This is a genomic window from Streptomyces sp. NPDC006134 (assembly GCF_040628835.1).
Lineage (GTDB): Bacteria > Actinomycetota > Actinomycetes > Streptomycetales > Streptomycetaceae > Streptomyces.
Map to the genome: position 1 here is coordinate 80202 of NZ_JBEXTV010000024.1, position 13406 is coordinate 93607.

At 72.6% G+C, this 13406-nt stretch carries 12 protein-coding genes; 8 read left to right on the forward strand and 4 right to left on the reverse strand.

From position 1 onward, the window contains the following. Window positions 1–119 precede the first annotated feature (119 nt). Complete coding sequence (locus tag ABZ340_RS17965; protein WP_358782727.1) at window positions 120–1724, forward strand: GMC family oxidoreductase N-terminal domain-containing protein; 1605 nt, start codon at window positions 120–122, stop codon at window positions 1722–1724. Between the two features lie 45 nt (window positions 1725–1769). On the opposite strand, the gene ABZ340_RS17970 is transcribed toward ABZ340_RS17965, so the two are convergent. Genes ABZ340_RS17970 through ABZ340_RS17980 form a run of 3 tightly spaced genes read right to left on the reverse strand, consistent with a single transcriptional unit; the run spans window position 1770 to window position 4255 of the window. Further along, on the reverse strand, window positions 1770–2501 hold the full coding sequence (locus ABZ340_RS17970) for an alpha/beta hydrolase fold domain-containing protein (RefSeq protein ID WP_358782728.1): 732 nt from the start codon (window positions 2499–2501) through the stop codon (window positions 1770–1772). Further along, window positions 2491–3210 carry an enoyl-CoA hydratase/isomerase family protein gene (locus ABZ340_RS17975; RefSeq protein ID WP_358782729.1) on the reverse strand — a complete coding sequence of 240 codons (720 nt, stop codon included), beginning with the start codon at window positions 3208–3210 and terminating at the stop codon, window positions 2491–2493. The genes ABZ340_RS17970 and ABZ340_RS17975 overlap by 11 nt, the downstream gene beginning before the upstream one ends. Before the next feature lie 31 nt (window positions 3211–3241). Next, window positions 3242–4255: a ferredoxin--NADP reductase gene (locus tag ABZ340_RS17980; RefSeq protein WP_358782730.1), complete on the reverse strand. Its 1014-nt coding sequence runs from the start codon at window positions 4253–4255 to the stop codon at window positions 3242–3244. A gap of 77 nt (window positions 4256–4332) precedes the next feature. Here ABZ340_RS17980 and ABZ340_RS17985 point away from each other — a divergent pair, with 77 nt between their 5' ends. The 7 genes from ABZ340_RS17985 to ABZ340_RS18015 are packed head-to-tail and all read left to right on the forward strand — an operon-like array spanning window position 4333 to window position 12600. Then, window positions 4333–5895, forward strand: coding sequence for an AMP-binding protein (locus ABZ340_RS17985; RefSeq protein ID WP_358782731.1), 1563 nt, complete (start codon window positions 4333–4335; stop codon window positions 5893–5895). Window positions 5896–5930: 35 nt separating this feature from the next. Next, window positions 5931–7109, forward strand: a complete 1179-nt coding sequence (locus ABZ340_RS17990) for an amidohydrolase family protein (protein ID WP_358782732.1) — start codon at window positions 5931–5933, stop codon at window positions 7107–7109. Beyond that, window positions 7106–8551: a FadD3 family acyl-CoA ligase gene (locus ABZ340_RS17995; RefSeq protein ID WP_358782733.1), complete on the forward strand. Its 1446-nt coding sequence runs from the start codon at window positions 7106–7108 to the stop codon at window positions 8549–8551. The genes ABZ340_RS17990 and ABZ340_RS17995 overlap by 4 nt, the downstream gene beginning before the upstream one ends. A 51-nt stretch (window positions 8552–8602) precedes the next feature. Continuing rightward, window positions 8603–10180: a methylmalonyl-CoA mutase family protein gene (locus ABZ340_RS18000; protein WP_358782734.1), complete on the forward strand. Its 1578-nt coding sequence runs from the start codon at window positions 8603–8605 to the stop codon at window positions 10178–10180. Next, entirely contained in the window at window positions 10180–10602 is a 423-nt protein-coding gene (locus ABZ340_RS18005) for a cobalamin B12-binding domain-containing protein (RefSeq protein WP_358782735.1), read from the forward strand. Before ABZ340_RS18000 ends, ABZ340_RS18005 begins: the two co-directional genes overlap by 1 nt. Window position 10603: 1 nt before the next feature. Beyond that, window positions 10604–11560, forward strand: coding sequence for a TIGR03564 family F420-dependent LLM class oxidoreductase (locus tag ABZ340_RS18010; protein ID WP_358782736.1), 957 nt, complete (start codon window positions 10604–10606; stop codon window positions 11558–11560). Continuing rightward, window positions 11557–12600: a CoA transferase gene (locus tag ABZ340_RS18015; RefSeq protein ID WP_358782737.1), complete on the forward strand. Its 1044-nt coding sequence runs from the start codon at window positions 11557–11559 to the stop codon at window positions 12598–12600. Before ABZ340_RS18010 ends, ABZ340_RS18015 begins: the two co-directional genes overlap by 4 nt. A gap of 1 nt (window position 12601) precedes the next feature. Here the strand turns inward: ABZ340_RS18015 and ABZ340_RS18020 are convergent, their stop codons facing one another. Next, window positions 12602–13369: an SDR family oxidoreductase gene (locus tag ABZ340_RS18020; RefSeq protein ID WP_358782738.1), complete on the reverse strand. Its 768-nt coding sequence runs from the start codon at window positions 13367–13369 to the stop codon at window positions 12602–12604. Window positions 13370–13406: the final 37 nt, after the last annotated feature.

Consider the following 13406-nt stretch of genomic DNA (forward strand, 5'->3'; position numbering starts at 1 on the left):
GGGGCCGCGCGCCGGCCGCGACCCCGCCCCACCAGCGGTGAGGGGAGTGCGGGACCACGCCGGCGTCCGCCCCGGTTCCCCGGCAGCACACCCGACCCGCGAAGAAGGAGTCACACGAGATGTACGACTACGTGATCGCGGGCGCCGGGTCGGCGGGCTGCGTGCTGGCCGAGCGGCTCTCCCGCGACCCCGGTGTCCGGGTGCTGCTCGTGGAGGCCGGCGGGCCCGACCGCCACCCCTACCTGCGGATCCCCAAGGGCGTCGGGAAGCTGTTCGGCGACCCGTCCTACTCCTGGCACTACCGCACCCGGCCCCTGCGCCCCGGCGGCAACCCGGACATGTGGGTGCGCGGCAAGGTGCTCGGCGGCTCCAGCTCCGTCAACGGCATGGTCTACAACCGGGGCACCCGCGCCGACTGGGACGGGCTGGAGGCGCTCGGCAACCCCGGCTGGGGCTGGGACGCGATCCTGCCCGCCTTCCGCGCCATGGAGCACAACGCCCTGGGCGCCTCGCCCACCCGGGGAACCGGCGGCCCCCTGCACGTCTCCACCGTCCGCGATCCGGACCCGCTGTGCGACGAACTCATCGCCACGGGCGAGGCCTGCGGACTGCGGCCGGTGCCCGACGTCAACGAGTACGACGGCGAGCGCATCGGATACGCGATGGCCACCATCAGGGCGGGCCGGCGGTTCAGCGCGGCACGCGCCTTCCTCCGCCCCGCCCGCTCCCGCCCCAATCTGGTCGTCGCCGTGAACACCACCGTCACCCAGGTGCTCCTCGACGGGGACAAGGCGACCGGGCTGCGCGTGCGCGGGGCGGACGGATCGAGCGAGGAGGTCCGGGCGCGGCGCGAAGTGATCCTCAGCCTCGGCAGTCTCGCCACGCCCAAGCTGCTGCAGCTCTCCGGGATCGGCCCCGCGGAGGTGTTGCGCGCCGCGGGCGTGGACGTACGCCTCGACCGCCCGCTGGTCGGGGCGCGGCTGCGCGAGCACCGCTGCCTGGCCCTGCGGTTCCGCCTCGACGCCCCGCTCGGCGCCAACCGGAAACTGGCCACACCGTTCGCCCAGGCCCGCACCGGCGCCGCCTACCTGCTGACCCGCAAGGGTCCGCTGGCCCGGCCCGCCTACGACGTGATGGCCTTCCTCAAGTCCCGCCCGGACGCCGAACGCCCGGACGCCGAGGTGCTGCTGGCGCCCTGGTCCCTGGGCGCGCTGACGCCGGGCAAGCCCGCGGCCGTGGAGCGGGAGCCGGGAGTGTCGGCGTGCGCGATGGTGCTGCGGCCCACCTCGGAGGGTGCGCTCGCCATCACCTCCGGCGAGCCCGACGCCGCTTTGGACATCGACCCCGGGTACTTCTCCACGGCGCACGACCGGAAGGTGGCCGGCGACCTGTTCCGGCGGCTGCGGGACTACTTCGGCACCGACCCCATCGCCTCCCGCATCCGGCACGAGACCTTCCCGGGCCCGGCCGTCTCGTCCGACTCCGAGGACGACGTCGTACGGTCGGCCCTCGACGGAGGCTACTGCGGTTTCCACGCCATCGGCACCTGCGCCATGGGCCCCGCGCCGGAGGACGTCACCGACCCCGAGCTGCGGGTGCGCGGCGTGGACAACCTGCGGGTGGTCGACGCGTCCGTCCTGCCGGTGATGGTCGCGGGCAACCTCAACGGTCCGGTGATGGCGATGGCCTGGCGGGCCGCGGAATCCCTCCTCGCGGCCAGGTGAGGACCGGCGGGGGCGTACGGACCCCCGCCGGCCGTCGTCGCCGTCTCAGACGTCCGAACTGAACGACGCCGACCTGTGCCAGGCATTCAGGAACGCCGCCATGGCGCCCAACTGCCGCAGCCCCTGCGCCGACAGGTCCTCGTAGACACGCAGGTCCACGGCGACCCCGGAGCGCGCGGCCCGGGTCGCGAAGGCCAGGGTGTCGTCCAGCAGAACCTCGGTGCCCGCCGCGTGGAGCTGCACCGGAGGCAGACCGTGCAGATTGCCGTGGAGCGGGCTGAGCAGCGGATGGTCGCGCGGTGTGGTCCCCGCGTAGGCCGCCGCCCGTGCGGGGAGCGTCTCGGCGTCCACCGTGCGGTCGGCGGCCGCGTTGAGGAGCAGGCTCGGCGCGTCCAGGGTGAAGTCCAGCAGCGGGGACGTCAGCACCGCGCAGGTGGGCAGCACGGCTCCCGCGTCCCGCAGGCGCAGCAGCAGGCCGGCCGCCAGCGCGCCGCCGAGCCGCTTGCCGGCCACCGCCACCGGTCCGCGGTCGTGGCAGTACTCCCAGGCGGCGTGCACGTCCTCCAGCGCCTGGGGGAAGTGCGGGCGGTACCGCGGGCACAGGACCGCCCGGCCGGTGAGCCGGGTCAGCTCCCGGGCGGTCGGCAGCGCGTCCTGCGGGGTGCCCGCCAGCCGGGGATCACCGTGCACGTACAGCACCGTCCGGCCGACGGTGCCGCCCTCCGGCTGGACCTCCGGCCCGAACGGACCATCGACCACGCGGACTTCACTTGCCACGGGACATCACCTTCTCCGCCGCTTCCCAGTGTTCCTCCGACACCCACAGCCGGGCGAAGGCCGCGGCGGCCTCCCGCGGCGAGCGGGTGCCCGTGGTCAGATGCTTGATCTCGCGTGCCTGGCGGGTGGCGAGGGAACGCGCCACCTCCCGCCAGCCCAGGTCGAACTCCGCCCGCGGCAGCACCAGGTCGACCAGCCCCGCACGCTCCGCCTCGACGCAGTCCAGCACGCGTCCGGTGCCCGCCAGCAACAGGGCCCGCCCCGGCCCCACCAGCCGGGCCAGGCGCTCGGCCCCGCCCCAGGCGGGCACGATCGCCAGCGTGGTCTGGTTGAAGCCGATACGGACGTCGTCCGCCGCGATCCGGATGTCCGCGGCGACCGCCACCTCCGCCCCGCCGCCGAGCGCGTGACCGTTGAGCGCGGCCACCACCGGTCCGGGAAAGGCGGAGATCCGGTCGCACAGCGCCCGCATCCGCAGCGCCATCCGCGACGCCTCCGCCTCCGTGCGCAGCCGGGACAGCTCCTTGAGATCGCCGCCGGACACGAAGGCCCGGTCGCCGGACCCCGTGATCACGAGCGCCGACGCCCCTTCCGCCGCGTCCAGCACCTTCTCCAGCTCGCCCATGGTGTTCAGGTCGAGGGCGTTGCGGGCCCGCGGCCGGTCGATCGTGACGACGGCCAGGCCGTCCTGAAGCTCCAGCTCAACCATGCGCGGCCTTCCGGACGTCGGGAGGGTCGGTTCAGTCCTCGTACACCACGGTCACCTCGGGGGAGGCGGGCTCGGCCTGACAGGTGAGCACCCACCCCTCGGCCACCTCGTCGGCGTCGAGGGCGTTGTTCACCCGCATCTTGGCCTCGCCCGTCGTCAGCCGTGCCATACACGTGGCACAGTCCCCGGACTCACAGGAGAACGGCGGGGTGAACCCCGCCCGGCGGGCGGTCTGCAGGAGGTTCTCGCCCGGCCGCTGCGGGACGGTGTTGCGCTGCCCGCGCAGGCTAACCGTGACGGTCGCGGCCGTCTCGCGCACGGGTGCGCCGGCCGGCGCCGGTGCGGCCGTCGGCGCGGGCGCGGGCGTGAAACGCTCGACGATGATCCGCTCGGGCCGCACCCCCGCCCCGGCCAGCGTCCGCTCCACCAGCTCCATGAACGGCGCCGGCCCGCACACGTAGAAGTCGGTCTCGTCGCACGGCTCACCGGCCACGGCACGGATCTCGTCCTGCGTGACCAGCCCGTCCCGGTCGTCGAGATGGTGCCGTACCTCGAACCGCCCGGCGTGCCGGACGGCGAGCGCGTCGAAGGCGGCGGTGAAGATGGCGGTCTGCCGGCTCTGATGGGCCGACAACAGCCGTACCGGCCGGGATGTGGTGGCCAGCGCGCTCTTGACCAGGGAGAACACCGGCGTGATGCCGCTGCCGCCCGCGAACGCGACGAGCGGCCGGCCGGCCGACTCCTCGCGCAGGCAGAAGGTGCCGGCGGGCCGGGTCACGAGCAGGGTGTCACCCGTCTTCAGGTCCTGGTGCATCCACGCGGAGACCAGCCCGCCGGGCACGCGCTTGACGGTCACGCACACCTCGTCGTCGGTGTCGGGAGAACTCGACATCGAGTAACTGCGCAGTACTCCGCAGGCCTGGAAGGTCAGGAACTGCCCCGCGCGGTAGGGGAAGGGCGCGTCGAGGGTGAAGGTGCGGACATCCGGCGCCTCGTCGGTGATCCGGGTGATCCGCACCGGATGGAAACCGTGGTCGCGTGCCATGTATGGAACTTACCTTCTCATCATGGGAGAGTGCAATTCTCGTAACGCTCATCTCGTCTGAGAGAGGTGTTTGAGGAATGCCGACGTTTCCCTCCGCCGCACTGCGGACCGTCCCGGCCGAACTGGCCGCCCGCTACGAGGAGTCGGGCTGGTGGACCGACGAGACGCTCGGAGACCTGCTGGAGCGCGGACTGTCCGGGGCGGGGGACGTGCCGTTCCGCGTGCACTCGGACGTCCGGCCGTGGGCCGGGACGTTCGCCGATGTGGAGCGGGTCGCCCGCCGCCTGGCCGCGGGGCTGCGCGAGCGCGGGGTCGGACCGGGCGACGTCGTGGTGATGCAGCTCCCCAACTGGATGGAGGCCGCGGCCGTGTTCTGGGCCTCGGCCTTCCTGGGTGCCGTGGCCGTCCCCGTGGTGCACTTCTACGGGCCGAAGGAGGTGGCGTACATCATCGGGGCCACCCGCCCCAAGGCGTTCTTCGCGGCGGAGCGCTTCGGCCGGCAGGAGTTCCGCCCCGACCTGTGCGAGCAGGTGCCGGTCGTCGGTGTGGTGGGCCGCGACTTCGGCGAACTGCTCGCCGACGAGCCGATGCGGGGCGTGATCCCGGTGAGTGCGGGCTCGCCCGCGCTGATCGCCTTCACCTCCGGCACCACCCGCGATCCGAAGGGCGTCGTCCACAGCCATCGGACCCTCGGCTACGAGACGCGCCAGCTCGCCGCGTCCTACCCGCCGGACCGCGGGAGGCAGTTCACCGTCGCTCCGGTCGGCCACTTCATCGGCATGGTGAACGCCTTCCTGATCCCCGTCCTCGACGGTTCCCCCGTCCACCTGGGGGACACCTGGAACCCCGCCCAGGCGCTCGCGCTGATGCGTGGCCAGGGGCTGACCGTCGGCGGCGGGGCGGCGTACTACATGACGAGCCTGCTGGACCACCCCGAGTGCACCCCGGAGCACATCGCCCGCCTGAAGTACGCGGGCCTGGGCGGCGCGGCCGTCCCGTCGACGGTGACGACCCGGCTGGAGTCCCTCGGCATCAGCGTCTTCCGTGCCTACGGCTCCACCGAGCATCCCTCCGTCACCTGCACGCCGTACGACGGCCCCGCCGCCAAACGGATGCACACCGACGGGCTTCCGCTGCCCGGCGTCGAGGTACGCCTCGCCGAGGACGGTGAGATTCTCACCCGCGGCCCGGACCTGTGCCTCGGCTACACCGATCCCGAACTGACGCGGGCCGCCTTCGACGCGGACGGCTGGTACCGCACCGGCGACATCGGCACCGTCGACGCCGACGGCTGGCTGACCGTCACCGACCGCAAGGCGGACGTCATCATCCGCGGCGGGGAGAACATCAGCGCCCTGGAGGTCGAGGAGATCCTGCTCGGGCTGCCCGGGGTGGCGGAGGCCGCGGTGGTCGGCGTACCGGATCCGCGGCTCGGCGAGCGCGCCGCCGCCGTCCTGCGCATGCGGGACGGATGGCAGGCCCCCGGCCTGGCCGAGCTGCGGCTGCATCTGGAACGGGCCGGCCTGGCGCGGCAGAAGTGGCCCGAGCGGATCCATGCCGTGGACGACTTCCCGCGCACTCCCAGCGGCAAGGTGAAGAAGTTCGCCCTCCGCAGCCGCATTGCCACTCCCGTGCGGTGAGAATAGGATTCTCTCAATAAGTGAAGGAGGATCTCATGCCGTCACGCGAACTCCCGTTTCCGCTCTTCGACGCGGACAACCACCTCTACGAGACCCAGGAGGCGCTGACCAAATACCTCCCGAAGGAGTACGACGGGGCCATCGAGTACGTGAACGTCCGCGGCCGTACCAAGATCGCGATACGCGGGCAGATCAGCGAGTACATCCCGAACCCCACCTTCGACGTGGTGGCCCGCCCCGGCGCCATGGAGGAGTACTTCAAGGTCGGCAACCCCGACGGCAAGACCCGCCGGGAGATCTTCGGCGAGCCGATGCGCTCGATCCCCGCCTTCCGCGAACCGGCCCCGCGTCTGGAGCTGATGGACGAACTCGGCGTCCAGCGCAGCCTGATGTTCCCGACGCTGGCGAGCCTCATCGAGGAGCGCATGAAGGACGACCCGGAGCTGATCCACGTCGTCATCCACTCCCTCAACCAGTGGCTGCACGAGACCTGGGGCTTCGCTTACAAGGACCGCATCTTCACCGTCCCCGTCATCACCCTCCCGATCGTCGGGAAGGCGATCGACGAGCTGAACTGGGTGGTGGAGCGCGGTGCGCGGGCCATCCTCGTGCGGCCCGCGCCCGTGCCCGGCTTCGGCGGCACCCGGTCCTTCGCGCTGCCGGAGTTCGACCCGTTCTGGAAGCGGGTCGTCGAGACCGGCGTCCTGGTCGCCCTGCACTCCTCCGACTCGGGCTACGCGAACTACGCCAACGACTGGGAGGGCAACCGGCGCGAGTTCCTGCCGTTCAAGCCCAACGCCTTCCGCCAGGTCCACGAGTGGCGCCCCATCGAGGACGCGGTCACCTCGCTGATCTGCCACGGGGCGCTCTCCCGCTTCCCCGAGCTGAAGATCGCGGTCATCGAGAACGGCGCCTCATGGGTGGAGCCGGTGCTCGGCCGGCTGGCCGACGTGCACAAGAAGATGCCGCACGAGTTCCAGGAGGACCCGGTCCAGGTCTTCAAGCGCAACATCCACATCAGCCCCTTCTGGGAAGAGGACATGGCACGGCTGGGCGACCTCATCGGCATCGAACGCGTCCTGTTCGGCTCCGACTACCCCCACCCCGAGGGCCTCGCCGATCCGGTCACCTACGTCGACCACCTCACCGGGCTCAGCGACCAGGACAAGGCCAAGGTGATGGGCGGCAACCTGGCCCGGCTGATCGACGCATGACACCGGCGACGGCGCGCTGGCGCAGCATCCCCGAACTGGTCCGGAGCGCGGCCGAGCGCTTCGGGGACGCCGAGGCCGTGGTCGACGGGGAGCTGCGCTGGACCTTCACCGAACTGGCCGACCGCGTCCGGCGCACCGCGGGGGCGTTCGCCGCGGCGGGCGTCGGACCGGGGGACCGGGTCGCGCTGTGGGCGCCCAACTCGGCCGAGTGGATCGTCGCGGCCTTCGGACTGCTCACCGCGGGCGGGGTGCTGGTCCCGGTGAACACCCGGTTCCTCGATCAGGAGGCCCACGACATCGTCGTACGCAGCCGTGCCAAGGCGCTGCTGGTCCACAACGGCTTCCTGGGCCGGGAGTTCGCCGGCCCGCCCGGCGTGCCGGTCATCGATCTGAAGAAGGACGGCTTCCTCGCCTCCGGGCCGCCGCTGGAGCGGGAGGTCGGCGAGGAGGACCTGGCCGACATCGTCTTCACCTCCGGGACGACGGGCCGCCCCAAGGGCGTGATGACCACCCACGGGCAGACCCTCAGGCTGTACGCGGAGTGGTGCGACCTCGCACAGCTCCGGCAGGGCGACCGGTACCTGATGGTCAATCCCTTCTTCCACATCTTCGGCTACAAGGCCGGCCTGATCGCCTCCCTGATCCGGGGCGCCACCGCGCTCCCGCTCGCCGTCTTCGACATCGACCGCGTCCTGGAGCTGGTGGAGAAGGAACGGGTGACCGTCCTGCCCGGCCCGCCGACCCTCTACCACTCCCTGCTGGAGGCGGACGGCGAACGGGACCTGTCCTCGCTGCGCGTGGCGGTGACCGGGGCCGCCGACATCCCCGTGGAGCTGGTGCGTCGGATCACCACGGAACTGCCCTTCACCCACCTGATGACCGGGTACGGCCTCACCGAGGCCGGCACCGTCACCGCCTCCCGGCCCGGCGACCCCTACGAGGCCGTGGCGACGACCGTGGGCAGACCCTGCCAGGGCTTCGAGGTGCGCATCGCCGACGACCAGGAGGTACTGGTGCGCGGCTACTCCGTGATGCGCGGCTACCTCGACGACCCCGGGGCCACCGCCGAGGCCGTCGACGCGGACGGCTGGCTGCACACCGGCGACCTGGGGCAACTGGACGCGCAGGGCCGGCTCAGGATCGTCGGCCGCAAGAAGGACATGTTCATCGTCGGCGGCTTCAACGCCTACCCGGCCGAGATCGAGGGTTTCCTGCTCCAGCATCCCGCCGTCGCCCAGGTCGCCGTCGTCGGCGTGCCCGACGCCCGCATGGGGCAGGTCGGCAAGGCGTTCGTGGTGCGGCGCGGAGAGGTGACGGAGGGCGAGCTGATCGCGTGGGCCAAGGAACGCATGGCCGGCTTCAAGGTGCCCCGTCACGTCGAGTTCCGTACCTCGCTGCCGCTGACGGCCACCGGCAAGGTGCTGAAGGACCAACTGCGCTGACCTCGGGACATCCCGGGCCCGCCACACCTCACACAAGGACGACGCCCCGTCATGACCGACGACGCCCGCACCGCCTCCGGCATCCCCCTGAAGCCGCTCTACGGACCTGAGGACCGGCCCACCGACCCTCCGCCCCCGGGAGTCTTCCCCTTCACCCGCGGCAACTACCCCACGGGCTACCGGGGCCGGACCTGGACGCTGCGCCAGTACTCCGGCTTCGGCACCGCCGAGGAGTCCAACCGCCGCTACTGCTACCTCCTGGACCAGGGAGGCACCGGCCTGTCGGTCGCGCTCGACCTGCCCACGCAGTGCGGGTACGACTCCGACGACCCGGAGTACACCGACGAGGTCGGACGGGTCGGCGTCGCCCTCGACACCCTCGCCGACGCCGAGATCCTCTTCGACTCCATCCCGCTGGATCGCATCAGCACCAGCTTCACCGTCAACGGCACCGCCGCCGTCCTGCTCGCCTTCTACGTCGCCGCCGCCGAGAGACGCGGCATCCCGCGCGCGAAACTGACCGGCACCATCCAGAACGACGTCCTCAAGGAGTACGCCTCCCGCGGCACCTGGATCTGGCCGCCCGAACCGTCCCTGCGCCTGATCGCGGACACCATCGAGTTCTGTGCCGACGAGGTGCCCCGCTTCAACGCGATCTCGGTCGCCGGGGCGCACTTCCGGGACGCGGGCGCCAACGCCGCGCAGGAGATGGCCTTCACCCTCGCCGACGGCGTGACGTACTGCGAGACGGTCCTCGCCCGCGGACGCATGAGCATCGACCGGTTCGCCCCGCAGATCTCCTTCTTCTTCTACACGCACGGCGACTTCTTCGAGGAGGTCGCCAAGTACCGGGCCGGGCGCCGGCGCTGGGCCACGATCGTGCGGGAGCGGTTCGGCGCCAGGACCGACAAGGCCTGCATGTTCCGCTTCGGCTGTGTGGCCGGCGGAGCCTCGCTGTACGCGCCCCAGGCCCGCAACAACACCGTCCGTGTCGCCTACGAGGCGCTCGCCTCCGTCCTCGGCGGCACGCAGTCGATGTTCACCGCCGCCTGGGACGAGCCGTTCGCCCTGCCCAGCGAGGAGTCGGCCACCCTTGCCCTGCGCACCCAGCAGATCCTCGCCCACGAGACGGGCGTCACCCGGGTCGCCGACCCGCTGGGCGGCTCGTACTTCGTGGAAGCGCTCACCGACGCCACCGAGGCACGCATCGAGGAGATCATGGCCGACCTCGAGGCGCACGGTGGCATGGTGCGCTGCATCGAGGACGGCTATCTGCAGTCCCTCATCGCCGACGAGGCGTGGCGGCTGCACCAGGAGGTCGGCTCGGGGGAGCGGCCGGTGGTCGGCGTCAACCGCTTCACCACCGAGGAACCCCCGCCCGACCTCGCCACCTACGAACTCGACGCCGAGGGACGGGAACGGCAGCTGAAACGGCTCGCGCGCGTCAAGGCCGAGCGCGGCGCCGGCGACGTCCGCGCCCGGCTCGCCGAACTCCAGCGCGCCGCCGAAGGAGACACCAACCTGATGGAACCGTTGATCGCCTGTGCCCACGCCTACTGCACGGTGGGCGAGACGGCCGGCGCCCTGCGCGAGGTGTGGGGCGAGTTCCGGCAGCCGGTGGTGTTCTGATGGCCCCGCCGGTACGGGTGCTCGTCGCCAAGCCCGGCCTCGACGGCCACGACCGCGGGGCGAAACTCGTCGCCCGGGGGCTGCGGGACGCCGGCTTCGAGGTCGTGTTCACGGGCATCCGCCGCCGCGTCGACGACATCGTCGTCACCGCCGTGCAGGAGGACGTCGCCCTGGTGGGTCTGTCCATCCTGTCCGGTGCCCATCTCTCGCTGACCCGCCGCACGGTGGAGGCGCTGCGGGCGGCCGGCGCGGGCGACATCCCCGTCGTGGTCGGCGGCACCATCCCCGCCGGGGACGTGGACCGGCTGTTCGAGGCCGGGGCCGCCGCGGTGTTCCCCACGGGCACGGCACTGGACGCCATCGTGACCGACATCCGCACCCTGACCAGTGGGCCTGAGACCCTCACCCGCACGGAGGAATGACATGCGCGTCGGAGTGATGAGCGGCCCCGAACGGGGCGACGCCGCCCACAAGGCGGACCGCATGGTCGACGACGCCCGCTGGGCGGAGGAGGCCGGGCTCGACACCGTGTGGGTGCCGCAGGTGCCCACCGACTTCGACGCGCTGACGGCCGTGACCCTGATGGGCCGGGCCACCTCGCGTGTCGAACTGGGCACGGCGGTGGTCCCGGTGCACGCCCAGCACCCCGTCGCCCTGGCCCGCCAGGCGCTGTCCGCGCACGCGGCGGCCGGCGGACGCCTCGCCCTGGGCGTCGGCGCCTCCCACCACTGGATCGTGCGCGACATGCTCGGCATCCCGTACGAGAAGCCGGCCGCGTACACCCGCGCCTACCTGGAGGTGCTGAACGCGGCGGTGAGCGGGTCGGGTGCGGTCGACGTCGAGAACGACGTCTTCCGCGTCCACAACCCGCTCACCCTCGGCCCCGTCTCCCCGCTGCCGGTGCTGCTGGCGGCGCTCGGCCCGGTGATGCTGCGCATCGCGGGGGCGCTGACCGACGGGACCGTGCTGTGGCTGGCGGACGAGCGGGCGGTGGCCGACCACGTCGTCCCGACGATCACCAAGGCCGCGCAGGAGGCGGGGCGGGCGGCTCCGCGCGTCGTCGCCGGCGTCCCGGTGTGCCTGTGCGCGCCGCGTGAGGCGGACGCGGCCAGGGAACGCGCCAACCGCATCCTCGGCGAGGCCGAGGTGTCGCCGAACTACCAGCGCCTGCTGGAGCACGGTGACGCCCGCGACGTCGGCGACCTGTGCGCAGCCGGCGACGAGGCGGCGATCCGGGCCCGGTTCAAGCGGTTCGCCGACGCGGGCGTGACCGACCTCTCCGTGCGCCTGCTGCCACTGGGCAGCGGGCGGGAGGAACTGGTCGCCTCCAAGCTCCGCACCCGCGACGCGGTGGCGGCGATCGCCGCGGACTTCCGGTGAGCGAGCCGGGCCCGCTGTCCGGGCTGCGCGTCCTGGAGGTCGGGCACATCCTCGCCGGTCCCTACGCCACGATGCTGCTGGCCGACCTCGGAGCGCTGGTCACCAAGATCGAGCCGCCCGGCGGCGACCTGTCCCGCCAGGTCTCGGACGCCTATTTCGCCAGCCTCAACCGGGGCAAACGCTCCGTCCGCCTGGACCTGGCCACGCCCGAGGGACAGGCGCGGCTGCACGAACTCGTCCGGGGCGCCGACGCGCTCCTGGTCAATCTCAAGCCCTCGGCCGTCCACCGCTACGGCCTGACCTACGAGGCGCTGAAACCCTGGAACGAACGGCTGGTGTGCGTCGCCCTCACCGGCTGGGGCATGGACGCGGGCGACGCACCCGCCTTCGACTACGTCGTCCAGGCCGCCACCGGCATCGCCGCCCTCACCGGCGATCCCTCCGGACCGCCCCAGCTGCCCGGCTACTCCTCCGCCGACAACTCGGCCGGCCTCGCCGCCGCCCTCGGACTGCTGGCGCAGGTCGTCTCCGGACGGGGCGGGCAGGTCGACGTCTCCCTGCGGGACGTGATGCTCTCCCAGCTCAACTACCACGCGGCGGCCTGGCTGAACGACGGCACACCCCCGCGCCGCCTCGGCGGGGCCCACGCCTACTACGTCCCCGCGCAGCTCTTCCCGACGGCCGAGGGCCACCTGGCGCTGTTCATCACGCACGACACGTTCTGGCGCGCGTTCGCCACCGAGGCCGGCATCGAGGGCTACGCCACCATGGCGGAGCGCGCCGCCCACCGCACCGAGGTCGTCGCGGCCGTGACCAAGGCCCTGGCCGCCGACACGGCCGCGGGCTGGGAAGCCCGGCTCCGCCCGCTGCACGTCCCCGCGGCCGCCGTCCGCACCCTGCCCGAGGCCCTCGCCGAGGCGCCCGAGGCGGTGGTCGAGGCGGGCGGCCACCGGCTGGTCGGCAGCCCGTTCCGCATCGGCGGCCACACACCTGAGTACGGGGCGCCGCCGCGCCTCGGCGAACACGGCGACTACGGCTGACCTACTTGGGAGGGAACCGCAACCCGCCGTCCAGTCGCACCACTTCGCCGTTCAGGTAGTCGTTCTCGCACAGATGCTGGACCAGCGCCGCGTACTCCTCGGGGCGCCCCATCCGCCGCGGGTGGGGGACCTGAGGGCCCCAGTACGCCTCCAGCCGGTCCCCGCTCCTGCCGTACGCGGGCGTGAGGACGGTCCCCGGGGCGACGGTGACCACGCGGATGCCGAGCGGTGACAGGTCGCGGGCGGCGACCAGGGTCATCGCCGACACACCGCCCTTCGCCGCAGCGTACGGGAGCTGGCCGACCTGCCCCTCGTACGCCGCGATGGACGACGTGGTGACGATGACCCCGCGCCCCCCGTCCCCGTCGTGGGGTGCAGTGCGCCCGATGGCAGCGGCGGCCAGCCGCAACACGTTGAACACTCCGGTCAGATAGACGTCGACGGTCGTGCGGAAGCCGTCCAGCCCCAGGGGGGAGCCGTCCTTGCCGATGAGCCGCCCGCCGCTGGCGGGCCCCCCGTGGCAGTCCACCGCGATCCGGAACGTGCCCACCCGTTCGGCCGCGTCGACCGCGGCCCGGACGGAGTCCTCGTCGGTGGCGTCGGTCCGGACGTAGCGCACCCCGAGCTCCGACTCCAGGGCCTTGCCCTTGTCGTCGGCGAGGTCGGCGACCACCACGCCGGCGCCCGCCGCACGCAGGCGCCGCACCGTGGCCTCGCCCAGCCCGCCCGCTCCGCCCACCACCAGGGCCGCACAACCGTCGATGCGCATTGCATTCCCCTCCCTTGCGAGTGTGGATCTGAGTGTA

Bases quoted from the DNA above. Each gene is read 5' to 3' on its own strand.
- ABZ340_RS17980 (WP_358782730.1), bottom strand. From the start codon at position 4,255: ATGGCACGCGACCACGGTTTCCATCCGGTGCGGATCACCCGGATCACC.
- ABZ340_RS17965 (WP_358782727.1), top strand. From the start codon at position 120: ATGTACGACTACGTGATCGCGGGCGCCGGGTCGGCGGGCTGCGTGCTG.
- ABZ340_RS18020 (WP_358782738.1), bottom strand. From the start codon at position 13,369: ATGCGCATCGACGGTTGTGCGGCCCTGGTGGTGGGCGGAGCGGGCGGG.
- ABZ340_RS17975 (WP_358782729.1), bottom strand. From the start codon at position 3,210: ATGGTTGAGCTGGAGCTTCAGGACGGCCTGGCCGTCGTCACGATCGAC.
- ABZ340_RS17990 (WP_358782732.1), top strand. From the start codon at position 5,931: ATGCCGTCACGCGAACTCCCGTTTCCGCTCTTCGACGCGGACAACCAC.
- ABZ340_RS17985 (WP_358782731.1), top strand. From the start codon at position 4,333: ATGCCGACGTTTCCCTCCGCCGCACTGCGGACCGTCCCGGCCGAACTG.
- ABZ340_RS17995 (WP_358782733.1), top strand. From the start codon at position 7,106: ATGACACCGGCGACGGCGCGCTGGCGCAGCATCCCCGAACTGGTCCGG.
- ABZ340_RS18010 (WP_358782736.1), top strand. From the start codon at position 10,604: ATGCGCGTCGGAGTGATGAGCGGCCCCGAACGGGGCGACGCCGCCCAC.
- ABZ340_RS18005 (WP_358782735.1), top strand. From the start codon at position 10,180: ATGGCCCCGCCGGTACGGGTGCTCGTCGCCAAGCCCGGCCTCGACGGC.
- ABZ340_RS18000 (WP_358782734.1), top strand. From the start codon at position 8,603: ATGACCGACGACGCCCGCACCGCCTCCGGCATCCCCCTGAAGCCGCTC.